This is a genomic window from Anaerocolumna sedimenticola, from assembly GCF_009931695.1.
Classification (GTDB): domain Bacteria; phylum Bacillota; class Clostridia; order Lachnospirales; family Lachnospiraceae; genus Anaerocolumna; species Anaerocolumna sedimenticola.
Genome location: NZ_CP048000.1, coordinates 44,359 through 63,107, shown reverse-complemented (window position 1 = coordinate 63,107; position 18,749 = coordinate 44,359). Strand labels below are relative to the sequence as shown.

At 37.9% G+C, this 18,749-nt stretch carries 15 protein-coding genes and 1 other annotated feature; of the genes, 12 read left to right on the top strand and 3 right to left on the bottom strand.

What is annotated here, in order from left to right:
- Position 1: 1 nt before the first annotated feature.
- From Ana3638_RS00225 to Ana3638_RS00210, 5 genes are all read left to right on the top strand, one after another.
- Positions 2-2,335: a glycoside hydrolase family 2 TIM barrel-domain containing protein gene (locus tag Ana3638_RS00225; RefSeq protein ID WP_161835982.1), complete on the top strand. Its 2,334-nt coding sequence runs from the start codon at positions 2-4 to the stop codon at positions 2,333-2,335.
- A 23-nt stretch (positions 2,336-2,358) separates the two neighbouring features.
- Positions 2,359-3,348: a discoidin domain-containing protein gene (locus Ana3638_RS00220; protein WP_161835980.1), complete on the top strand. Its 990-nt coding sequence runs from the start codon at positions 2,359-2,361 to the stop codon at positions 3,346-3,348.
- Between the two features lie 481 nt (positions 3,349-3,829).
- Positions 3,830-4,441: a rhamnogalacturonan acetylesterase gene (locus Ana3638_RS00215; RefSeq protein WP_246240622.1), complete on the top strand. Its 612-nt coding sequence runs from the start codon at positions 3,830-3,832 to the stop codon at positions 4,439-4,441.
- Positions 4,442-4,801: 360 nt separating this feature from the next.
- Positions 4,802-4,924 carry a hypothetical protein gene (locus Ana3638_RS25625; protein WP_281352860.1) on the top strand — a complete coding sequence of 41 codons (123 nt, stop codon included), beginning with the start codon at positions 4,802-4,804 and terminating at the stop codon, positions 4,922-4,924.
- Positions 4,909-6,018, top strand: a complete 1,110-nt coding sequence (locus tag Ana3638_RS00210) for a glycosylhydrolase-like jelly roll fold domain-containing protein (RefSeq protein ID WP_161835978.1) — start codon at positions 4,909-4,911, stop codon at positions 6,016-6,018. Before Ana3638_RS25625 ends, Ana3638_RS00210 begins: the two co-directional genes overlap by 16 nt.
- Here the strand turns inward: Ana3638_RS00210 and Ana3638_RS00205 are convergent.
- Positions 6,005-6,337, bottom strand: coding sequence for a putative quinol monooxygenase (locus Ana3638_RS00205; protein ID WP_161835976.1), 333 nt, complete (start codon positions 6,335-6,337; stop codon positions 6,005-6,007). The two genes, Ana3638_RS00210 and Ana3638_RS00205, sit on opposite strands and share 14 nt — an antisense overlap.
- Before the next feature lie 382 nt (positions 6,338-6,719).
- Here Ana3638_RS00205 and Ana3638_RS00200 point away from each other — a divergent pair, with 382 nt between their 5' ends.
- The 3 genes from Ana3638_RS00200 to Ana3638_RS00190 all read left to right on the top strand — a co-directional run bounded on the left by Ana3638_RS00200 (position 6,720) and on the right by Ana3638_RS00190 (position 11,552).
- Complete coding sequence (locus tag Ana3638_RS00200) at positions 6,720-7,658, top strand: hypothetical protein (protein WP_161835974.1); 939 nt, start codon at positions 6,720-6,722, stop codon at positions 7,656-7,658.
- Between the two features lie 177 nt (positions 7,659-7,835).
- Positions 7,836-8,088, top strand: a binding site (T-box leader).
- Positions 8,089-8,138: 50 nt separating this feature from the next.
- Entirely contained in the window at positions 8,139-9,929 is a 1,791-nt protein-coding gene (locus tag Ana3638_RS00195; protein ID WP_161835973.1) for an alanine--tRNA ligase, read from the top strand.
- Between the two features lie 207 nt (positions 9,930-10,136).
- Positions 10,137-11,552 (top strand): alanine/glycine:cation symporter family protein, encoded by a 1,416-nt coding sequence (locus tag Ana3638_RS00190; RefSeq protein WP_161835972.1) that lies wholly within the window; start codon positions 10,137-10,139, stop codon positions 11,550-11,552.
- A 670-nt stretch (positions 11,553-12,222) separates the two neighbouring features.
- Here the strand turns inward: Ana3638_RS00190 and Ana3638_RS00185 are convergent.
- A complete protein-coding gene (locus Ana3638_RS00185) occupies positions 12,223-12,630 on the bottom strand; it encodes a methyl-accepting chemotaxis protein (RefSeq protein WP_161835971.1) in 408 nt (135 codons plus the stop codon).
- Positions 12,631-12,827: 197 nt separating this feature from the next.
- On the opposite strand from Ana3638_RS00185, the gene Ana3638_RS00180 reads away from it, so the two are divergent.
- From Ana3638_RS00180 to Ana3638_RS00170, 3 genes are all read left to right on the top strand, one after another.
- On the top strand, positions 12,828-13,550 hold the full coding sequence (locus Ana3638_RS00180) for an AlkZ-related protein (RefSeq protein WP_161835970.1): 723 nt from the start codon (positions 12,828-12,830) through the stop codon (positions 13,548-13,550).
- Positions 13,551-13,616: 66 nt separating this feature from the next.
- Positions 13,617-14,132 (top strand): NUDIX hydrolase, encoded by a 516-nt coding sequence (locus Ana3638_RS00175; RefSeq protein ID WP_161835969.1) that lies wholly within the window; start codon positions 13,617-13,619, stop codon positions 14,130-14,132.
- Positions 14,133-14,266: 134 nt separating this feature from the next.
- A complete protein-coding gene (locus tag Ana3638_RS00170) occupies positions 14,267-16,006 on the top strand; it encodes a collagen-binding domain-containing protein (RefSeq protein WP_161835968.1) in 1,740 nt (579 codons plus the stop codon).
- A 95-nt stretch (positions 16,007-16,101) separates the two neighbouring features.
- On the opposite strand, the gene Ana3638_RS00165 is transcribed toward Ana3638_RS00170, so the two are convergent.
- Complete coding sequence (locus Ana3638_RS00165) at positions 16,102-16,575, bottom strand: pyridoxamine 5'-phosphate oxidase family protein (protein ID WP_161835967.1); 474 nt, start codon at positions 16,573-16,575, stop codon at positions 16,102-16,104.
- Positions 16,576-16,916: 341 nt separating this feature from the next.
- On the opposite strand from Ana3638_RS00165, the gene Ana3638_RS00160 reads away from it, so the two are divergent.
- Entirely contained in the window at positions 16,917-18,713 is a 1,797-nt protein-coding gene (locus Ana3638_RS00160; protein ID WP_161835965.1) for a glycoside hydrolase family 2 protein, read from the top strand.
- The last annotated feature ends 36 nt before the right edge of the window (positions 18,714-18,749 follow it).

Here is an 18,749-nt window from a genome sequence, read left to right as displayed (position 1 = left end):
AATGGTATGGGAGTATTCGCTGCATGGTATCTGGAATTTCCGATTAGGAGACACACAAACCAGAGATGTGCAGATAACATACACGGAAGAAATAAATGTGGGAAATAAACAGGAATTTGAGGAGACGGTTTTTAAGGATAAGATAAAAATTCCCGGTATCCTTCAGGCCCAGGGTTACGGAGAAGACATAAAGGAAACTACACCATGGGTATCCGGTCTCCATGATAAGCTCTGGTATCAGAGAGAAGAATACAAAATGGCCGAGGACGAAATAAATATACCCTTTTTAAGTCAGCCGCCGAAACATTATACCGGCAAAGCCTGGTATCAAAGGACTTTTGATATACCGAAAGGTTTGGAGGACTGTATCTTTTATTTTGAGATGGAATGTGTAAAATGGAAGACTTCCCTTTGGCTGGATTCACAGCTTATCGGAACAGTAACAGGCCTTTGTACACCACACATATACTGTCTTGGTGAATTAATGGAAGGAGAACATAGTATCACGGTATGTGCGGATAATCATTATCAATACCCTTACAGGCCTGACGGACATATGGTATCGGATGCCTTAGGTGCTTCCTGGAACGGTATGGCAGGAAAAGTCTTTATTAAAGCAGTTCCTGCCGTACATATGGAAAATATCACTGTGTTTCCTGAATTGGAAACCAAAACAGCCTCCGTGTCAGTTATAATAAGGAATCATACGGGGGTGAATCAGAAAGCCCAGATTCAGGTAAATGGTATTATAAAGTCAGTTGATATAAGGGAGGAATTACAGACCGTTACCTTTGAGATATCTTATCCTGAGGCGGCTGATGAATGGGATGAATATACAAACGGTTTGCATAAAGTGTATGCGGAACTTACCTTTCATAACCGGACAGAAGAGAAAACCGTTACTTTTGGTTTTCGGAAAATTGAAGTAAAAGAAGGAGGATTTTATATAAATAACCGCCCGGTTTATTTTCGCGGGACCCATTTCGGCGGAGATTTTCCTTTAACCGGGTATCCCTCCGTTAAGGTTTCCGACTGGAAGAAAATCCTTGGAACCTGTAAGGCGTGGGGGCTTAATTTTATACGTTTTCATTCCTATTGTCCGCCGGAAGCTGCTTTTATCGCTGCTGATGAAGAGGGTATCTATCTTCAGGTAGAATGCGGTATGTGGAATAAGTTTTATGAAAACTGCGAAATGAATGATATATTATGGGAAGAAACCAAAAAGATACTCATAACCTATGGAAATCATCCGTCCTTTGTTATGTTATCCCCAAGTAACGAACCGGGAGGGGAATGGTATAAGCCGCTTACGGACTGGGTGAAAAAATGCAGGGAAATTGATAACAGGCATATTTATACGGCACAATCCGGCTGGCCTTATCCGGTGGAGCCCGCCCAAATAGAAGGAACGGATTATGTATATTTTCACCGTTCGGGTTATGGTATACAACCCGGCGGAACGATTCGCGGTGATATGGGTTGGCATGGAAAGGATTACCGTTTATCCCTTAAGGGAATCCAATATCCGGTAATATCCCATGAATTAGGGCAATGGTGCTCCTACCCGGATTATGATGTAATTGATAAATTTAAGGGATATTTAAAGCCCGGTAATTATAAAACATTCAGGGAGAGTGCCGGAAAACATGGTGTTTTACGGAAAGCCAGAGAGTTTGCTTATCTTTCCGGTAAATTAAAGGTACAGCTGTATAAGGAAGAAATTGAAGCAAACTTTAGAACACCCCATTTATATGGATTTGAACTGCTGGATCTCCATGATTACCTTGGACAGGGAACTGCGTTGGTAGGGCTTCTCAATCCTTTCTGGGAAGAAAAGGGGTTTGTAAAACCGGAGGAATATAGAGCTTTCTGCAATGAAACCGTACCTTTACTGCGTATTAAGAAAAGGGTATATACAACGGATGAAGTATTGGACTGCCCGGTGGAATTCTGCCATTTTGGCAGGAAGGAAATGATAAAGGCAATTATTTACTGGATAATTCTAAATCATAAAGGGGAGGCGGTTGAAACAGGAGAATTTCCGCCCATAGATCTGCCTTTAAAAAAGAATATAGAAATTGGAAGGCTTAAAGCAGATTTAAAAGATCTTACTGCTCCGGCGGATTATGAAATTGTAATCGGAATCAGGAATACTTCCATAAAGAACAGCTGGCCTTTCTGGTTATATAATACAGAGGAAAAAGAATTCCATACCAAGGAAGTTTTATATACCCACTCCCTGGGAAAAGCCTTAGAGGTTTTAACCTTGGGCGGAAAAGTGATTTATTCACCTCCTGCGGAACATCACAGGCTGGATTCACCGCCCTTTCCATAAGACCGTCTTTCTGGAATTCACAGATGGGTCCGACTTACAGCCGGGGTATGGGTTTAGCGATAGAGGCTAACCATCCGGCTCTTGCATTGTTTCCGACCAGGGCCTATCAGGAGTGGCAATGGGAAGAAATTATTCATGGAGCTTATGGGCTTAATCTCTCAGGATTTCCGGAAGAACTTACGCCCATTGTCCAGCCCATTGACGATTATACCCGTAATTACAGATTGGGTATGATTTTAGAATGTAAGGTTTTAAAGGGTTCCCTGCTGATTGTTACGGCTGACCTGGATCAGGATTTAGAGAAAAGACCGGTCGCAGGGTTATTAAAAAAATCCTTATTTACCTATGCCGCGTCAGAGAAGTTCTCTCCCAAAGTACAGGTAAGCAAAGAAGTGCTTATAAATGCCTTTTTCCCCAGAAAAATTATGATAGATTATAAGGTTGGAATTAAGCTTTTAAAGGATATCCCGGATGCAAATCCGGAGGATTATTCCTCTATTCTGGATGGAAACCCCAATACCTTTTATACATCGGAGCGTCTTAAGTACCCCTTTACCGTGGAAATGGATGCGGAAAAAGAAATACCCGTGAAAGGTCTCATTTACATGCCCAGGCAAAATGAGAGGGAGCACAAAGGGGATATAAAAGGATGCAGGGTCCGGGTTTATATAAACGGCGGATGGAAAACCGTATATGACGGAGAACTGGTTTCCTCTTACGAACCGAAAGAAATACTTTTCTCTGAAGTTGTAATCACAAAAAGAGTACGCTTTACGGCACTGTACGGATTTTCTGCCAAAGGAGTGGCTGATTATTCTGAAACACAGGAAGGATGGTTTTTGCAGACCCTGGATTATGAGGATACTTCAGCCGCCATAGCAGAATTACTGTTTATTCCTGCGGGAAATCCATTAGATTATATCAGGGATTTAACGAAAAATGTGCCGTACGGTGAAGATAAAGATATGGAACCGTCACAGGAGAAAAGTGCCACCAGGGAAATCGAATATTAATAAAATTATTAAGTTATATAAGTAATTGCGAAACTATATAGTTTTTTGAATATACCACACAATTGTTACGAATTTCATAGCTTCAGTTGCCCTCTGGGCAAGATTCAGCTCTGAAATTGTATTAATTGCATGGCATATAGATACAATATGTGAGTTTCGCAATTACCTATTACGATTCGAGTGTCAAAAGCCAATTTTAAATTATGGTTCGTCAATTTGCACAATTTTATTTCTTGACCACGTGATACAGAATATAATTCATTCGCAACACGCTCTCGCTTGGATGAAGTACGTAGTGGTACATAAGGTCCTAAAATACAGGACCTAAGTACCAACGACTTCATACAGTTGCTCATCGAATTATATTCAGCATCCCGATGATGTAGAGGTGTAGATGTGCAAATTGACGAATGTAGACTATTTGGATGGCTTTTGACACTCCAATCCTATTATTAAGTTATAAAAAGAAAGGAAGAGATTTATGATAAGAAATATTTTTTGGGCAGGGGACTCTATTGTGAAAAAAAATACCATAGAGACTTTTCCCCAGACCGGTATCGGTCAGGTTATGTACCTATACTTACAGCCTGACGTTAAAGTATATAATTATGCGGAAAATGGCCGCAGTACCAAGACTTTCATAGAGGAGGGACGGCTGGATCAAATAGATACAGAGATAGGAAAACAGGATTTTCTGTTCATACAGTTTGGACATAATGATGAAAATGAGGATATAACCAGACATACGGATGCCTACGGTGATTATCAGAAGAATTTGAAGCAGTTTATTACAACCGCCGAAAAACGCGGTGCTTACCCTGTTCTGCTTACACCTTTATACCAGCATTTATTTGACAGCAGGGGATTGATCCAGGATAAGGTACATGGTGCTTATCCCGATGCCATGAAAGAGCTGGCGGATGAACTTAATGTACCCTGTATTGATTTATGTGAAAGCAGTAAAAATCTGCTGGCAAAGATGGGAGATGAACCAAGCAAAAAATGGTTCATGCATTTAAAACCGGGAGAATATAAAAACTATCCGGATGGATTAGCGGATAATACCCACCTGAAATATGAGGGGCTGTGGTAATGGCCGGCTTAATAGCCAGTGGGCTTGATAAACTTGGAGGCAGGTATAAAGAACTGCTGCTGTATGATAAAACTTTAGAGTTATCAGGCTTGTAAAACCGATGGGTCGATATAAATAACAAAATTTGTTCAATTATCAAAAAACAGACAAGAATTGTATATTTTACAATACTTATTTTGATGTAAAATAGAATCAAATTACAAATACATGTCAGTTAGAATGAACCTGATTGACAATAGCCCTTGCAATAGGAGAAAATTATGTTGGAATCATTAAAAACCGGATTTTTAAATCCATCGGCTGTTAAACCTATCAGCAGTGGAAGAATTTATAAAACTTATCCATGAAAGGTATTATGAAGTGTTAAAAAAATATTTCGGAACCACTGTCACAGGTATCTTTACGGATGAACCGGATATTATGGGCAGAGGGTTTGAGCAAGGTCTGATCCCCTGGACAGGGGCTTTTTGGAATATTACATAAAGCAGGGGAATACGGAGAACGACTTACCGTTGTTATGGTTTGAAGCCTTTCAAATCTCAGACTATATAAGAAAAAGGTACCAGGAAACTGTAAATAAAAGAATGGAAGAAACCTACTATAAACCTGTCTATGAATGGTGCGGTAAGCATAATATATCATTAACAGGACATCCCCATGAAAGTGATGATATCGGCTTCCTGAAATATTTCCATATACCCGCCCAGGATATAGTCTGGAGATGGGTAGCACCGGAAAATGGGCTGGCTCTTAAGGGGCAGCACAGTACTATGGCAAAATGTACAGCGGACAGTGCCAGGCACAGAGGAAAGAGGAGAAATGGAAATGAATGTTTTGCCTGCTGCGGAAGAAACAATGTAGAATGGGCCTTTTCTGCGGATGATATGAAATGGTATATGGATTGGCTGTTTGTAAGGGGAGTTAATCTGCTTTATCCCCATGCTTTTTTCTATTCCATCGACGGTCCCGGAAGAATTGGGAGAGACCGCCGGAGCGTAGAAAGCTGGGATGCCTGGAGAGGGGTTATCAGAGAGGTGCCCATCGTAAGAAAAGCAGAAGATAATTGCATGGATATCGAACTTAAAATGAACAGAAGGGAATCCCTTGTAGTGCTGGTGAATAGGGAAAAATCACCCAAAGTAAACTACCAATCTAAAACAACCGCCGGTGCAAAAATGATTCTGGACAATATCTGGTATATGGGACCGGACTATGAAAACTTAGAAAAAATGAGTAAACTGATACCCTGGAATAAAATAAACGGTATGGAACATTATTCCGGCTCAATGATTTATAGAATACAATTTTTCATGGAAGAGGACCTCAAAAATAAAAAAGCAGAGCTTAATTTAGGGGAAGTTAATGAAATTGCCAGGGTGTCACTTAACGGATATGATTTAGGAGTACAAATGTGGTCTCCTTATCTGTTTCAGGCAGCAGGTTATATTATAAAAGGCCAAAATGTTCTAATTATAGAGGTCAAAAATACCCTTGCCAATAAAATCTGCGGATTAAGCCTGAAATCCGGTTTAATAGGGCCGGTAAGTTTAAATTTTTTGGATGTTATCGTACCTTAACAGGTTTAAATTGCTGGAATTTTACGTCAATTACATAGGATTCTTTAATGGCCTGGAGCTGCTTAAAGTGTTCCATTTCTTTATGGGCATTTTGTGAATTCTGGTCTTTCCAGATTTCAATAAGGAGCAGCTGATCTTCTGAATCAGCCGGAAAATAATAATCGTATTTTAAGTTACCCTCTTCCGACCGGGATTTCATAGGAATACCTGCTTCGCTTATTTTACTGTAAAATTCTTCGCGTTTACCTTGCTTAATGGTATATGTAACGTTTAAAATGATTGTTTCATTACGAATAACCTCAGAATCTAAATTAATCATATAAAGACCTGCCTTTTTCTTATAATTTGAATGACCTTTTGACACAAAAGCATTTATATCTATAGGATTTGGTTTAAAAAAGGTCATTTATAAAATCAAATCCTAAATCTTTACTTATATATATAATAATATAATTTTCCATATCTTACAATAAATAAAATTAATAAGGGCAGCGCTGTTATATCTTATAAGATAATTAGAAAACACCAAATATTGAATTAAATATCCCTGGGTTTTCTTGATTAACTAACTTAATTGGCATATAATTATTTTCTGAGATAAATAAATTAGCTTTTGTCCGACTGAAAATGAAATACTGCAAATGAGATGAACTTCGTTATAATATTAATTAAAAACTTTAATAGGGAAGATGGGAGATTATATGTTTGAAGATATTAATAAGGAATTGGAAGAATTAAAACAGGGTATGTATAGATATGAAAAGATTAAAACCATGTTAGAAGCCCTAAAGGATCAGCAAAAACAGTTGGAAGAGAAAAATAAAATACTGGAGAAAGACTTAGATAAAGAGGAATCCGATATCGAACATCTAAATAAAAAGAGTCTGACATCCATCTTTTATACAATTTTAGGCAGTAAGGAAGAACAGATGGAAAAAGAACGTCAGGAAGCACTGGCTGCCCGGTTGAAATTAGATGATAATATAAAGCAGATGAGTGAAACCAGGTATCAGATTTCAAAATTATTGGATGAGAGAAAAAATTACGAGAATAATGAAAGGTTATTTAATAATCTTTATAAGAAAAAATATAATCTGCTGAAAGAAAGCAGTACAGAGGAATCTCAAGAGATATTGGAGTTGGAAGATAGAATTTCTCATTATAAAGCGTATATAAAAGAAGTTCAGGAAGCGATTTTGGCAGGAAAACGTGTAATGGAACAGATAAATAGTGCAGAATCAAGTCTTGACAGTGCTGAGGGTTGGGGAACCTGGGATATGTTCGGAGGGGGGTTACTCACTGATATGATTAAGCATTCTCATATAGATGATGCCAAAGCAGCGGCTTCCTGTATCCAGACTTTACTCAATCAATTTAGAACGGAATTGGCGGATATAAAAATAAATTCAGAGATTCATATTGATATTGAAGGATTCGCAAAATTTGCAGACTTTTTCTTTGATGGATTAATATCCGATTGGGTTATCCAGTCAAGAATTAACGAATCTTTAGATAGTGTACGCAAGGTAAAAGATGAAGTAAATAATGTACTTAATAAACTGGAGAAACTTTATTCAAGTGTGGAGAATAATATTACGGAATGTAATGAAGAGATTGCAAATAAAATAGAAAGAGCTTAGTGCCTTAACAACTTATAATAGAATGATCGGATTATCTTGCAATAAAATGTTACTGCTCAGCCGTAAGGTCGGAGTGTAATATTAAATAAATAAATATTCATAATTAATCAAATAAATATTCATAAAAATGTTGACATTCTGTATTTGGTATGTTAATATAAACGAAATTCAAAGCAAAAAAAGGCTATGATAAGAAATAGTATATACGAACGGAACTTACAGAGAGAAGATGGCTGGTGAAAATCTTTAGGATGTTAGTATAGAAGCAGTCTTGGAGCTATGAACCGAACAGAAAATCTTAGTAGGCTTCATCGGAGTTTCCGCCGTTAAAAGGAAAGCAGTATATACTGGTTTAACAGATATGTACTGACTGAGCGCAGAGGTTTCTCTGAATATAGGTGGTAACACGGATGTTATATTCGCCCTAAGTTGATGGTTAATCAACTTAGGGCTTTTTTTATGAAAAAAGGAGGTAATTATATGGTTACAGGTAAGGAAGTTTATACTTCAAATGAACTAAGAAAAAAATATCTGAATTTTTTCCTTGATAAAGGGCATAAGGTGATAACGTCGGCCTCCCTTTTTCCTGAAAATGATCCCAGTGTTTTATTTACAACAGCAGGGATGCATCCTCTGGTACCATACCTGCTTGGGGAAAAGCATCCGTTTGGAGAAAGACTTGTAGATTATCAGAAATGTATTCGAACAGGAGATATTGATGAAGTGGGAGATGCTACCCATTTAACTTATTTTGAAATGCTTGGAAACTGGTCTTTGGGTGATTATTTTAAAAAAGAATCTATTTCAATGAGTTACGAATTCTTAACATCGGTATTAAAGATACCAATTGACAAAATTGCGGTTACCGTTTTTGCAGGTGATGACCAGGTAGCAAAAGATATTGAGGCTTATGAAATATGGAGAAGTCTGGGCTTAAAAGAAGAGCAGATTTATTTTTACGGCAAAAAAGAAAACTGGTGGGGGCCAGCCGGACAGACCGGGCCGTGCGGACCTGATACAGAAATCTTTTATGATACGGGAAAGGAGAAATGTTGTGAAGATTGCGGACCTTCCTGTGGATGCGGTAAATTTATTGAGATTTGGAATAATGTGTTTATGGAATACAATAAGCTGCCGGATAGAAGTTATATTTATCTGAAACAAAAGAATGTGGATACAGGAATGGGTTTAGAGAGGATTCTGGCTGTCATTAATGAAAAAGAATCCGTATATGAGACAGATGTCTTAAAGCCGATAATCAGTAAAATCGAGAGTATAACCGGCAGCCCGTACAATGTTGAGAATGAAAGGGAATACCGAATCATTTGTGATCATATGAGAGCTATCACTTTCATATTGGGAGACTCTAAAGCTATAGTTCCATCAAATTCAGAGCAGGGATATATTTTAAGGAGATTAATCAGACGTACGATTAGAATGTTTAAAAAGCTGGGAATAATGGAAAATAAATTAACGGATATCACAGATACCGTAATAGAACTGAATGAAGCAGTTTATCCGGAATTGACAGATAATAAAAGTTTTATCCGGGAGCAGCTGAGAAAGGAATATGCATTATTTAACAAAACCTTGGACAGCGGCCTGAAAATTGCGGAAAAATATATAAATCAGCTCTCAGAAGGAGAAACCTTAAGCGGTGTGGCAGCATTTAAGTTATACGATACATTTGGATTTCCCATTGAATTTACCAGGGAGATTGCGAAAGAAAAGGGTTTTGAAGTGGATTTAGACGGATTCTATCATAGTTTTTCGGAGCACCAGGAGAAATCCAGAACCGGTGCAGAGGGAAGATTTAAAGGCGGTCTGGCTGATAACAGCCAACAGACAACGAAACTGCACACGGCAACTCATTTACTAAACGGAGCTTTAAGAAAAGTACTGGGAGACAGTATTTATCAAAAAGGCAGCAACATTAATGCCGAACGGTTAAGATTTGATTTTTCATTTGACAGGAAACTAACCCCGGACGAATTGGATGAAGTGAGCGCTATAGTAAATGAAGCCATACAAAAAGGAATCGAGATTCAGTGTGAGGAAAAAACTGTACAAGAAGCAAAAGAACAGGGTGCAATCGGTGTTTTTGATAATAAATATTCCGATATTGTAAAAGTTTATACAATAGAGGGATATTCCAAAGAAATCTGCGGAGGTCCTCATGCTGTTAACACCGGAGAGTTAAAACAATTTAAAATAGTAAAAGAAGAAAGTTCTTCTGCCGGAGTCCGCAGAATTAAAGCGGTTATCGGATAATTTATTTGCAACTATTCAGCGCACCTGAGAAAAAGTTTATTTTTACGAATATCCCGGTGCCAAAATATGTGCTTTTTAACATATTATGTGCATCTACTCCATGAACCGCAGTGACGGAACAGTCACATTTATTGTCTAATAAAAAGGTTTGCGAAAAAAAGTGTTGAAAAATATATATTACATTGCATAAGAAAGGGTTTTAAAATTATGAGTGCTCAGTTAAATGATTTAATTATATGGATAGATAATTTAGTATGGGGATTACCCCTTATCATTTTAATTATGGCAGTAGGTATTTATTTAACCATCCGGCTTAACCTATTACAATTAATCCATTTACCAAAAGCTTTAAAATACATGGTGAAAAATGAAGAGGGCGGAACCGGTGAAGTATCCAGTTTTGCAGCACTTTGTACCGCTTTATCCGCTACGATCGGAACCGGTAATATTGTAGGTGTAGCTACCGCAATTGTAGCAGGCGGACCAGGAGCATTATTTTGGATGTGGATTGCCGCTTTCTTCGGTATGGCTACCAAATACGCGGAAGGCTTGTTAGCGATTAAATACAGACATATTGACCAGGACGGACATGTACTGGGCGGTCCTTTTTATTACATTGAGATGGGAATGGGAATTAAATTTAAATGGCTTGCTAAATTATTTGCTTTTTTTGGAGCCTGTGCCGGTCTTTTAGGTATTGGTACCTTTACTCAGGTAAACGGAATCTCATCCGCAGTTAATAATTTTTTTGCAAATTCCAACTCCGCAACCTTTTCAATTTTTGGACGGGAATATACCATCGTCATAATTCTGACAGGTTTAATCATAACCTTATGTGTAGGTCTGGTTTTAATCGGAGGGCTGAAAAGAATATCCGGATTTGCACAGATCGTAGTACCTTTTATGGCCATTGCCTACGTTTTAATTTGTATTATACTATTAGTTCATCAATATAAAGAAATTCCTGGTGCATTAGTGGAAATATTCGAAGGAGCATTTGGTATCAGGGCTATTTCCGGCGGCGCATTGGGTACTGTTATGGTTGCAATGCAAAAAGGTATTGCAAGAGGTATCTTCTCCAATGAATCCGGTTTGGGAAGTGCTCCTATAGCGGCAGCGGCAGCACAAACGAAAGAACCGGTTCGACAGGGTCTTGTATCCATGACAGGAACATTTATAGATACCATTATTATCTGTACTATGACAGGCCTAAGTATAGTCGTAACCGGTACCTGGAACATCGGACTTGAGGGAGTAGCAGTAACCTCAAGTGCATTTCAGACAGGATTACCTTTTGAACCCTGGGTTGCATCCTTTTTATTAATGGTTTGTTTAATATTTTTTGCATTTACAACAATTATCGGCTGGAATTATTACAGTGAACGCTGTCTGGAGTACTTAACAGGCGGGAATCAGAAACCGTTAAAAGTTTTCAGGTGGCTTTATATATTAGCAGTTTTTATAGGACCTTATATGACAATAGGTGCTGTATGGAACATAGCTGATATATTCAATGGACTGATGGCATTTCCTAACTTAATAGCATTGATTGTTTTAAGTAATGTTATCATCCGAGAAAGCAAAGATTATTTCAGAAGACTAGCAGCTGAAAAAAACAGCTAAGAATATAGATCTGTTAAATAATATGATTCGAGCGTCAAAAGCCAATTTTATATTACGGTTCCGTCAATTTGCACATTTATATTTTGTTTACGAGATGCAAACACAAGTTCATTCGTAACACGCTCTCGCTTGGATGAAGTAAGTAGTGGTACATAAGCTCCTAAAATACAGGACCCAAGTACCAACGACTTCATACAGTTTCTTCGAACTATATTCATCATCACGCTAATGTAGAGTTATAGATGTGCAAATCGACGAATGTAAAATATTTGTATGGCTTTTGACGCTCGAATCATAATATAGATAAACCAATAGGTTAGATTAATTAAATAGTATAGATGCTGTAAATAACTCACTGGAACCATATGATTTTTATTTCAAGCATGTTTTGCCGAGGGTGTATTGCAGCTGCTTTATATCTAATACATTATGATATTATTACATATAATGATATAGGCAGGAAAGTTCGCACAGAATTTATTCTTTATCAGTAAGTTAAAATTTACAGCTGATATCTGCACAGATAACATATTGCGGTCCATGCTCACTTTGATATAATCGGGAAATTGTCCGGCAAAGTTTGCCCGTGGCCCCGGATATGTAATCATAGGAACTGTATAATCCACCTTTTAAAAGGATAGCCTGTCTGAAGTATTTTTTGGATGAGCTGTCAAAACATTTCCGCTTCATTTTTAGCATCAATGGCATTTTGGGAAGCTAATTTTGCATTGGAAGTATTCTTTATCGTTTCTTCAGTAATATCATTCATGGTAGCAGATAAATCCGAGATATGTTTTGCCTGATCCGAAGCATTTTCAGCTATGATGTTGGAGGATTTATCTAAATGGCCGCACATATCATCGATGCTTTCGGATAATTCCATAATGGAAGAAAAAGTACTATTCAGAGAATGGCCAATCTTTATCAGAGCATTTTTAATAGGAACAAAATCCCCTTTAAATTTAACATTGCTATCATGAGCAATAGTCATATCTCCGGCAGAAAGATGGGAGATAACACGGGTAATCTCGTTAATATAACTATTCAGCTGATTACTGTTAAGAAATAAAAAAAGCAATGGAACCCCAATAGAGGCGCCATTGCATAAATAATTATATAAGATATCTTACCTATGTCAATACGAAAACATGTATTTTGTAACAAAATTTAACAAAAACTGTTTATTCTTATATTTTTATTGAATCCTTTCTCTGATTTGCTATAATTGGAAATATAGTCAAGTATGGAAAATTATTTCGTTACGGAGGATATTATATGATTACATTGGATGGTAAATGGACAATGGAAGGTTTGTCTAGAAATGACAATAACAGAATAAAAAATTATAAAGAATTAACCGGTTTTATTAATTCAATCGGATTTCTTCCGTTGTTTAAAAATAATATTAAAGGATTTTCCGTGGAAGAACTTACAGCAGCAGATTCCTGGTGGGGAGGAAATTCAGAGGAAGACCCTTGGGAATGGAGAGAGTTAATTGCTGCAGAGGGCAGTGTAGCCTACGGAAAATTGTTTAACAATAAGGCAGGTTTTGTATCAAAGGAATGGTATCCTATCTTTGCAGCTTACAGGCGGGATGGATATGATTTTGACAGCCGGTATGAAGATGGTCTGGCTTCAAGAAAATGTAAACTTATTATCGATGTCCTTTCCGAATATGAAACACTTCCGTCTTATGAATTAAAAGCTATGGCAGGTTTTTCTTCCAAGGGTGAAAAGGGATTTGAAGGAGCCATGGCATTACTTCAGATGCAGACCTATATAACCGTCCGTGATTTTAAGAGAAAAAGAAACAGGAAAAATGAGGAATATGGCTGGCCGGTTGCAATTTATTCCTTATCGGAGAAGTTATTTGGTGAGGAGTATTTAAAATCTGCTTATCATATGGAAGCAAAGGCGGCCAAAGAAGAAATCATAAAACATCTGCTTGGATTTTTTTCGGATGCTTCTTATGAAGAAATAGCCAAATGTTTAAAATAGACTAGAAAGATGTCATTTTTGGCCAAAGTCTTATCCTAATTACTCTAATAGATGAGAGGAGAAACCATGGAATTATGGGATATTTACGATAAAAATGGTAACCTCACCGGAAGAACCAAAAGGAAAGGAAATCCGCTTTCAAAGAATGAATACCATCTGGCAATGGAAGCCTGGATATTAAATTCTAAGGCTCAGCTGCTAATTCAAAGACGCAGTGAAAAATGTGAGATACTGCCTGGTATCTGGGCTCATACCACAGGGCGTATGACTGCAGGAGAGAATTCTCTAACCGGCTGTGCAAGGGAAATAGATGAGGAACTGGGAATAAAAGTGAAAAAGGAAGATATCCGTTTTATACGCAGGATCATAAGGGATGATGATACCAATATTATATGGGATGTTTACATCATTAAAAAGGATATAAATCTTGCGGATGTAAAACTTCAGGAAAATGAAGTTTCAAAAGTCAAATGGGTTTCCATAGAGGAGATACGAAAGATGCTTAAAACCCAAGAATTTTTTGAATATCCGGAAATTTATGAAATAATATCCTATATTGAAAACATATCTTTCGATGAATAAATATATTAAGATATTTACTTGTAATAAATTATGATAAGTTGCATATGAAACTTGCACATAAATTATTCCTGTAGAATAAACTGAAATGAGAATAAGGATTCAAAGTAATCCAAGGTAGTTTTACAGGAGTTAGTATGGATTATAATAATTATGGAAATGCAGCTGTAACAGGTGTAGGAGTACCTTATGATGATATCACTTGGTATAATATAGAGGGTCAGCCCTTTGGTCTGGCTTCTCGGTTTAATGTAATTGTATTTAATGATGCCAATAACATTATTGATGTGGAAGGTCCCATGGTAATAGGCGGAAGCTTTAATAGTCCAAGGGGATTAAGTGTAGGATTCGAAAGAGATTCCAGAAATCAAATTGGTTATTCACCGGACTTAGTAAGATTTTTGGCAGGCGGTAATGTTACCATGAGTGGCCCGCTGGTGGTTATCGGCCATGTTGTAGTGGGAGGCGGTTTCCGTACTGCGAAAGGAAGTACTTATTTAATTGGTAAGGATGGTACTGCAGACCAAAGCAGGGAACTGGAATATTTATACCAGGCAGCGGGCGGAAGTCCGTATTGGACCGTTAGCGATAAGGGAGACCATTATATAGTTCCGAGTTATGATGTACCGCGTTTTATTCCGACTTACAGGATTGGAGCAAATCTTCCGTTATTTTTTCAAAATGCAAGGGAAAATATGGAATATTATATGGACTGTATTGAATCTCTGGAGGTTAACGGCACGGTAGTAGATAATAATTATGAATTAATTCTTAGAGGTAATGATCCGCGTCAGAATGTATTCTTAGTTGATGTAAGACCAAACGGTTTATTGACAAAAGGGCTTAGAGCAGAAGTGCCTTCGGGCAGTCTGGTAATTGTACGTTTAAGAACGGGCAGTAATGCCCACTTGCAATACGGAGTTTACGGAGAGGAAAGAAGAGCCGGCCAAACCCTCTATGTCTTTGAGGATGCTGCGAATATCCATATGGAAAAATCTTCTGATATCTGGGGCAGTATCTTAGCACCGCAGGCCATGTTCCATGCTCATCCTACCGGTGGTCATGTAAGCGGTAATGTTGCACTTCGTGCCTTTGCCGTAAATGCAAACAGTGGATTTGAATTTCATTATTATCCGTTTGTAGGCGGTCTTGTCTGTGCAGAAGCTGCACCGCCAGTCACACCACCAGTACCACCGGTCACACCACCGGCACCACCAGTCACACCGCCGGTAACACCTCCACCGGCACCGCCGGTTATGGAATGTCCGGAATGCCCGATATGTCCGGAACCAGTACCCTGCCCGATATGTCCGGAACCGGAGCCCTGTCCGGCATGTCCTGAGCCAGTACCCTGCCCGGCATGTCCAACATGTCCGGAACCGGAACCCTGCCCGGTATGTCCAACATGTCCGGAACCGGAACCCTGCCCGGCATGTCCAACATGTCCGGAACCGGAACCCTGCCCGACATGTCCGGAATGTCCGGCTTGTCCGGAGCCAACTACAGAGTATGTAGCATTTCCGGTACCGATTCCAGTCCCGATAGCAGCAGAACCTGTAGCTTGCCCAGCTTGTCCGGAATGTCCGGAATGCCCGGAATGTCTGATCACACCGGGAGTAATTATCGGGTGTATCTGGGGATGTAACTGCTGCAGAACTCATAAATGGGAAGTAAAACTGTATAAATTATGTAATGACATGAAAACACTGTTATATTGTGAGAAAATAACCGGATATGGCTGTTTCGAATTCCATGTTCCTTATGAAGGATGCTATGTATTAATCGTATGTCCTGCCGGAAATTACAAAATGACCGGAAAATGCAAACCTATTGTTACTTTAAAGAATATCGGTGTAACCAACTTTATGATGGAATAATGGTTTTTATTATTGGCAGGACATATAATAAATATAAGTCGTAACGAGTAAACAATGGAGTATGTTTATGATGTGTTTAAATGTCATCTTTAAAATCAGGAACGGCTTAATCTTTTTCCCGTAATATTATTAACTTTTAATTTTAAAACAGTAACGGCATTAACCAGTTTTTCATTAAATTGAAAAGTACTTTCTGAAGAGTATTGTTTCATAAGGCAGGTTAATGCCGTAATCTTTTCATCACCCTCTGCTAATTCAATAGTTCCGTTGCCGCAGACGCTCTCATATTCCATGGTACACTCACAGGCCCCTTCACCTTTAATTAATTTATGAGAACAATCCATTTCAAAGGCAACTTTATTGTTATTCTTTATTAAATCCAGTTTTTTACCGGCATTAGCTCCATGAAAGTACAAAGCTATATTTGTACCATCATAAGAAAAACCGAAATTTAAAGGAACGATATAAGGGTATTCCTCATCAAAAAGAGCTAACTGGCATACATCACATTTTTTCATAATAGCTATAATATCATCAATATTACTTACTTCATGGTCTTTTCTTCTCATAACTGCTCCTGTCTGTCTTTGTTCGGACGATAATATTAATTAGAATAACCTATTATATACCTTATTAATCAAATTTTAAAGGTTGATTTTTTTTCCTAGCTGTTGGATACCAAAAGAACTGCTGCCAGAAAAAAGGTTAGCGGTATTACTGATAGGAACATGATTTTACTCCTGTCGTATAATATAATTGTGAATTTAAATTGTAAAATCCGTGAATTCTATGTTAAAGTGAATAAGAATTATAAATATATGCAATAAATAAAATGGATTATAAATATTTGTTATGAGATACGGGCATATATTGGCAATGTAGATTCATAAAGTAGGTTATAGGTGATATAATGAAAATAAAAGATGTGGTTAAAACATTTATGCTGTCTAAGAAAAAGATACCGTATAATCAATTGTATACGAAATGGGGAGAAGAACTGGATGCGGATCATATATTGGAAGAGTACCCCAGACCGCAGTTAAAGAGAGATAATTATACCATCTTAAATGGATATTGGGATTATTGTATTACGAGAAAGAAAGAAAAACCGGTTAAATTTGATGGTAAGATTCTGGTACCGTTTTCTCCGGAAAGTATCTTGTCCGGTGTTGTGAGAGAGGTAACTCCTAAGGATTACTTGTGGTATGAAAGGAACCTTTCTATTGATAAAATTCCGGCGGGAAAAAGGTGTATTTTGCATTTTGGAGCGGTAGACCAATATTGTGAAGTATTTATCAATAATAATAAAGCAAGGAGACATACCGGCGGATATCTGCCTTTTTCTGTAGATATTACCAAATATATTACGGAAGGGAATAACAAAATTACGGTAAGGGTTATTGATTTAACGGATACGTCTTATCACAGCAGGGGAAAACAGGTGCTGGCACGGGGAGGTATGTTTTATACCGCTCAAAGCGGGATATGGCAGACTGTATGGATGGAATGGGTGCCGGAACAATATATCAAATCAATCAGAATCACACCATCTTTGGATGACAGCTGCATTCAACTGGAGATTTTTATGAATCACTGGGATAAGAAAACCCAGGAGAATGATATCCGTGTTAGTATTTATGAGGACCAGAAATTAATACAATCAATAAAAGATTTTGGGACCAGTTTCATCATTCCTGTAAAAGAACCTAAACTTTGGAGCCCGGAAAATCCATTTCTTTATGATATGGTTATAACGGCAGGAGAAGATAAGGTAGAGAGTTATTTTGCTATGCGTAAATTTGAGGTTAAACAGGATGAAGAGGGTATTCCCAGACTTTACCTTAATAATAAAGCATACTTTCACAATGGAATCCTGGATCAGGGGTATTGGCCGGATGGATTATATACGGCTCCCAGTGATGAGGCGTTAATCTATGATATCCAAAAAACCAAAGAATTAGGGTTTAATATGCTTCGCAAACATATTAAAATTGAACCCCTTCGCTGGTATTATCACTGTGACAGACTAGGTATCATCGTATGGCAGGATATGGTGAACGGCGGCGGAAAATATAATATGATCTGGTGTGGGTATTTACCTACCATATTCCCAAAATTAGTTACCAAAGTTAAGGATAATTGTTATTATTTATTCGCAAGAGCCAACAAAAAGGGTAGAAAAGAATGGTGTTATGAATGCAAAAAAACCGTGGCACTTCTTTATAATTGTCCCTCTATAGCGGTATGGGTAACCTTCAATGAGGGCTGGGGTCAGTTTGATGCGGCAAAAGCGGTTGAATTAATTCGATGCATGGATAAAACCAGGCTGATTGACCAGGCCAGCGGGTGGTTTGATCAAAAAGGCGGTGATTTTAACAGTGTCCATAATTATTTCCGGAAATTAGATGTGATTTTGGAAAACCGGGCGGCGGTGTTATCCGAGTTTGCCGGATATGTCTGTTATGTCCCCAGGCATTCCTATTCCCAGAATATTTATGGATATAAAATTTATGTAAATAAAGAACAATTAAATGATGATGTTCAGAAGTTGTATAACATAGAGATAAAGAAACTTATTAAAAAGGGTTTATCTGCTGCTGTTTATACACAGCTTTCTGATGTGGAGGATGAGGTCAACGGGATTTTGACGTATGACCGAAAAGTGTGTAAGATAACTAAAGTCGATGTACCGCAGTTAACAGAATAAGGTATTATTTTAACCCGGAAATGTTACAGGTAAAAT

Coding starts and splice junctions, on each gene's coding strand:
- Ana3638_RS00165 (WP_161835967.1), bottom strand. CDS start 16,575: ATGAGAAGAAAAGACCATGAAGTAAGTAATATTGATGATATTATAGCT.
- Ana3638_RS00205 (WP_161835976.1), bottom strand. CDS start 6,337: ATGATTAATTTAGATTCTGAGGTTATTCGTAATGAAACAATCATTTTA.
- Ana3638_RS00190 (WP_161835972.1), top strand. CDS start 10,137: ATGAGTGCTCAGTTAAATGATTTAATTATATGGATAGATAATTTAGTA.
- Ana3638_RS00200 (WP_161835974.1), top strand. CDS start 6,720: ATGTTTGAAGATATTAATAAGGAATTGGAAGAATTAAAACAGGGTATG.
- Ana3638_RS00175 (WP_161835969.1), top strand. CDS start 13,617: ATGGAATTATGGGATATTTACGATAAAAATGGTAACCTCACCGGAAGA.
- Ana3638_RS00225 (WP_161835982.1), top strand. CDS start 2: ATGGTATGGGAGTATTCGCTGCATGGTATCTGGAATTTCCGATTAGGA.
- Ana3638_RS00180 (WP_161835970.1), top strand. CDS start 12,828: ATGATTACATTGGATGGTAAATGGACAATGGAAGGTTTGTCTAGAAAT.
- Ana3638_RS00195 (WP_161835973.1), top strand. CDS start 8,139: ATGGTTACAGGTAAGGAAGTTTATACTTCAAATGAACTAAGAAAAAAA.
- Ana3638_RS00220 (WP_161835980.1), top strand. CDS start 2,359: ATGGGTCCGACTTACAGCCGGGGTATGGGTTTAGCGATAGAGGCTAAC.
- Ana3638_RS00215 (WP_246240622.1), top strand. CDS start 3,830: ATGATAAGAAATATTTTTTGGGCAGGGGACTCTATTGTGAAAAAAAAT.
- Ana3638_RS00170 (WP_161835968.1), top strand. CDS start 14,267: ATGGATTATAATAATTATGGAAATGCAGCTGTAACAGGTGTAGGAGTA.
- Ana3638_RS00160 (WP_161835965.1), top strand. CDS start 16,917: ATGAAAATAAAAGATGTGGTTAAAACATTTATGCTGTCTAAGAAAAAG.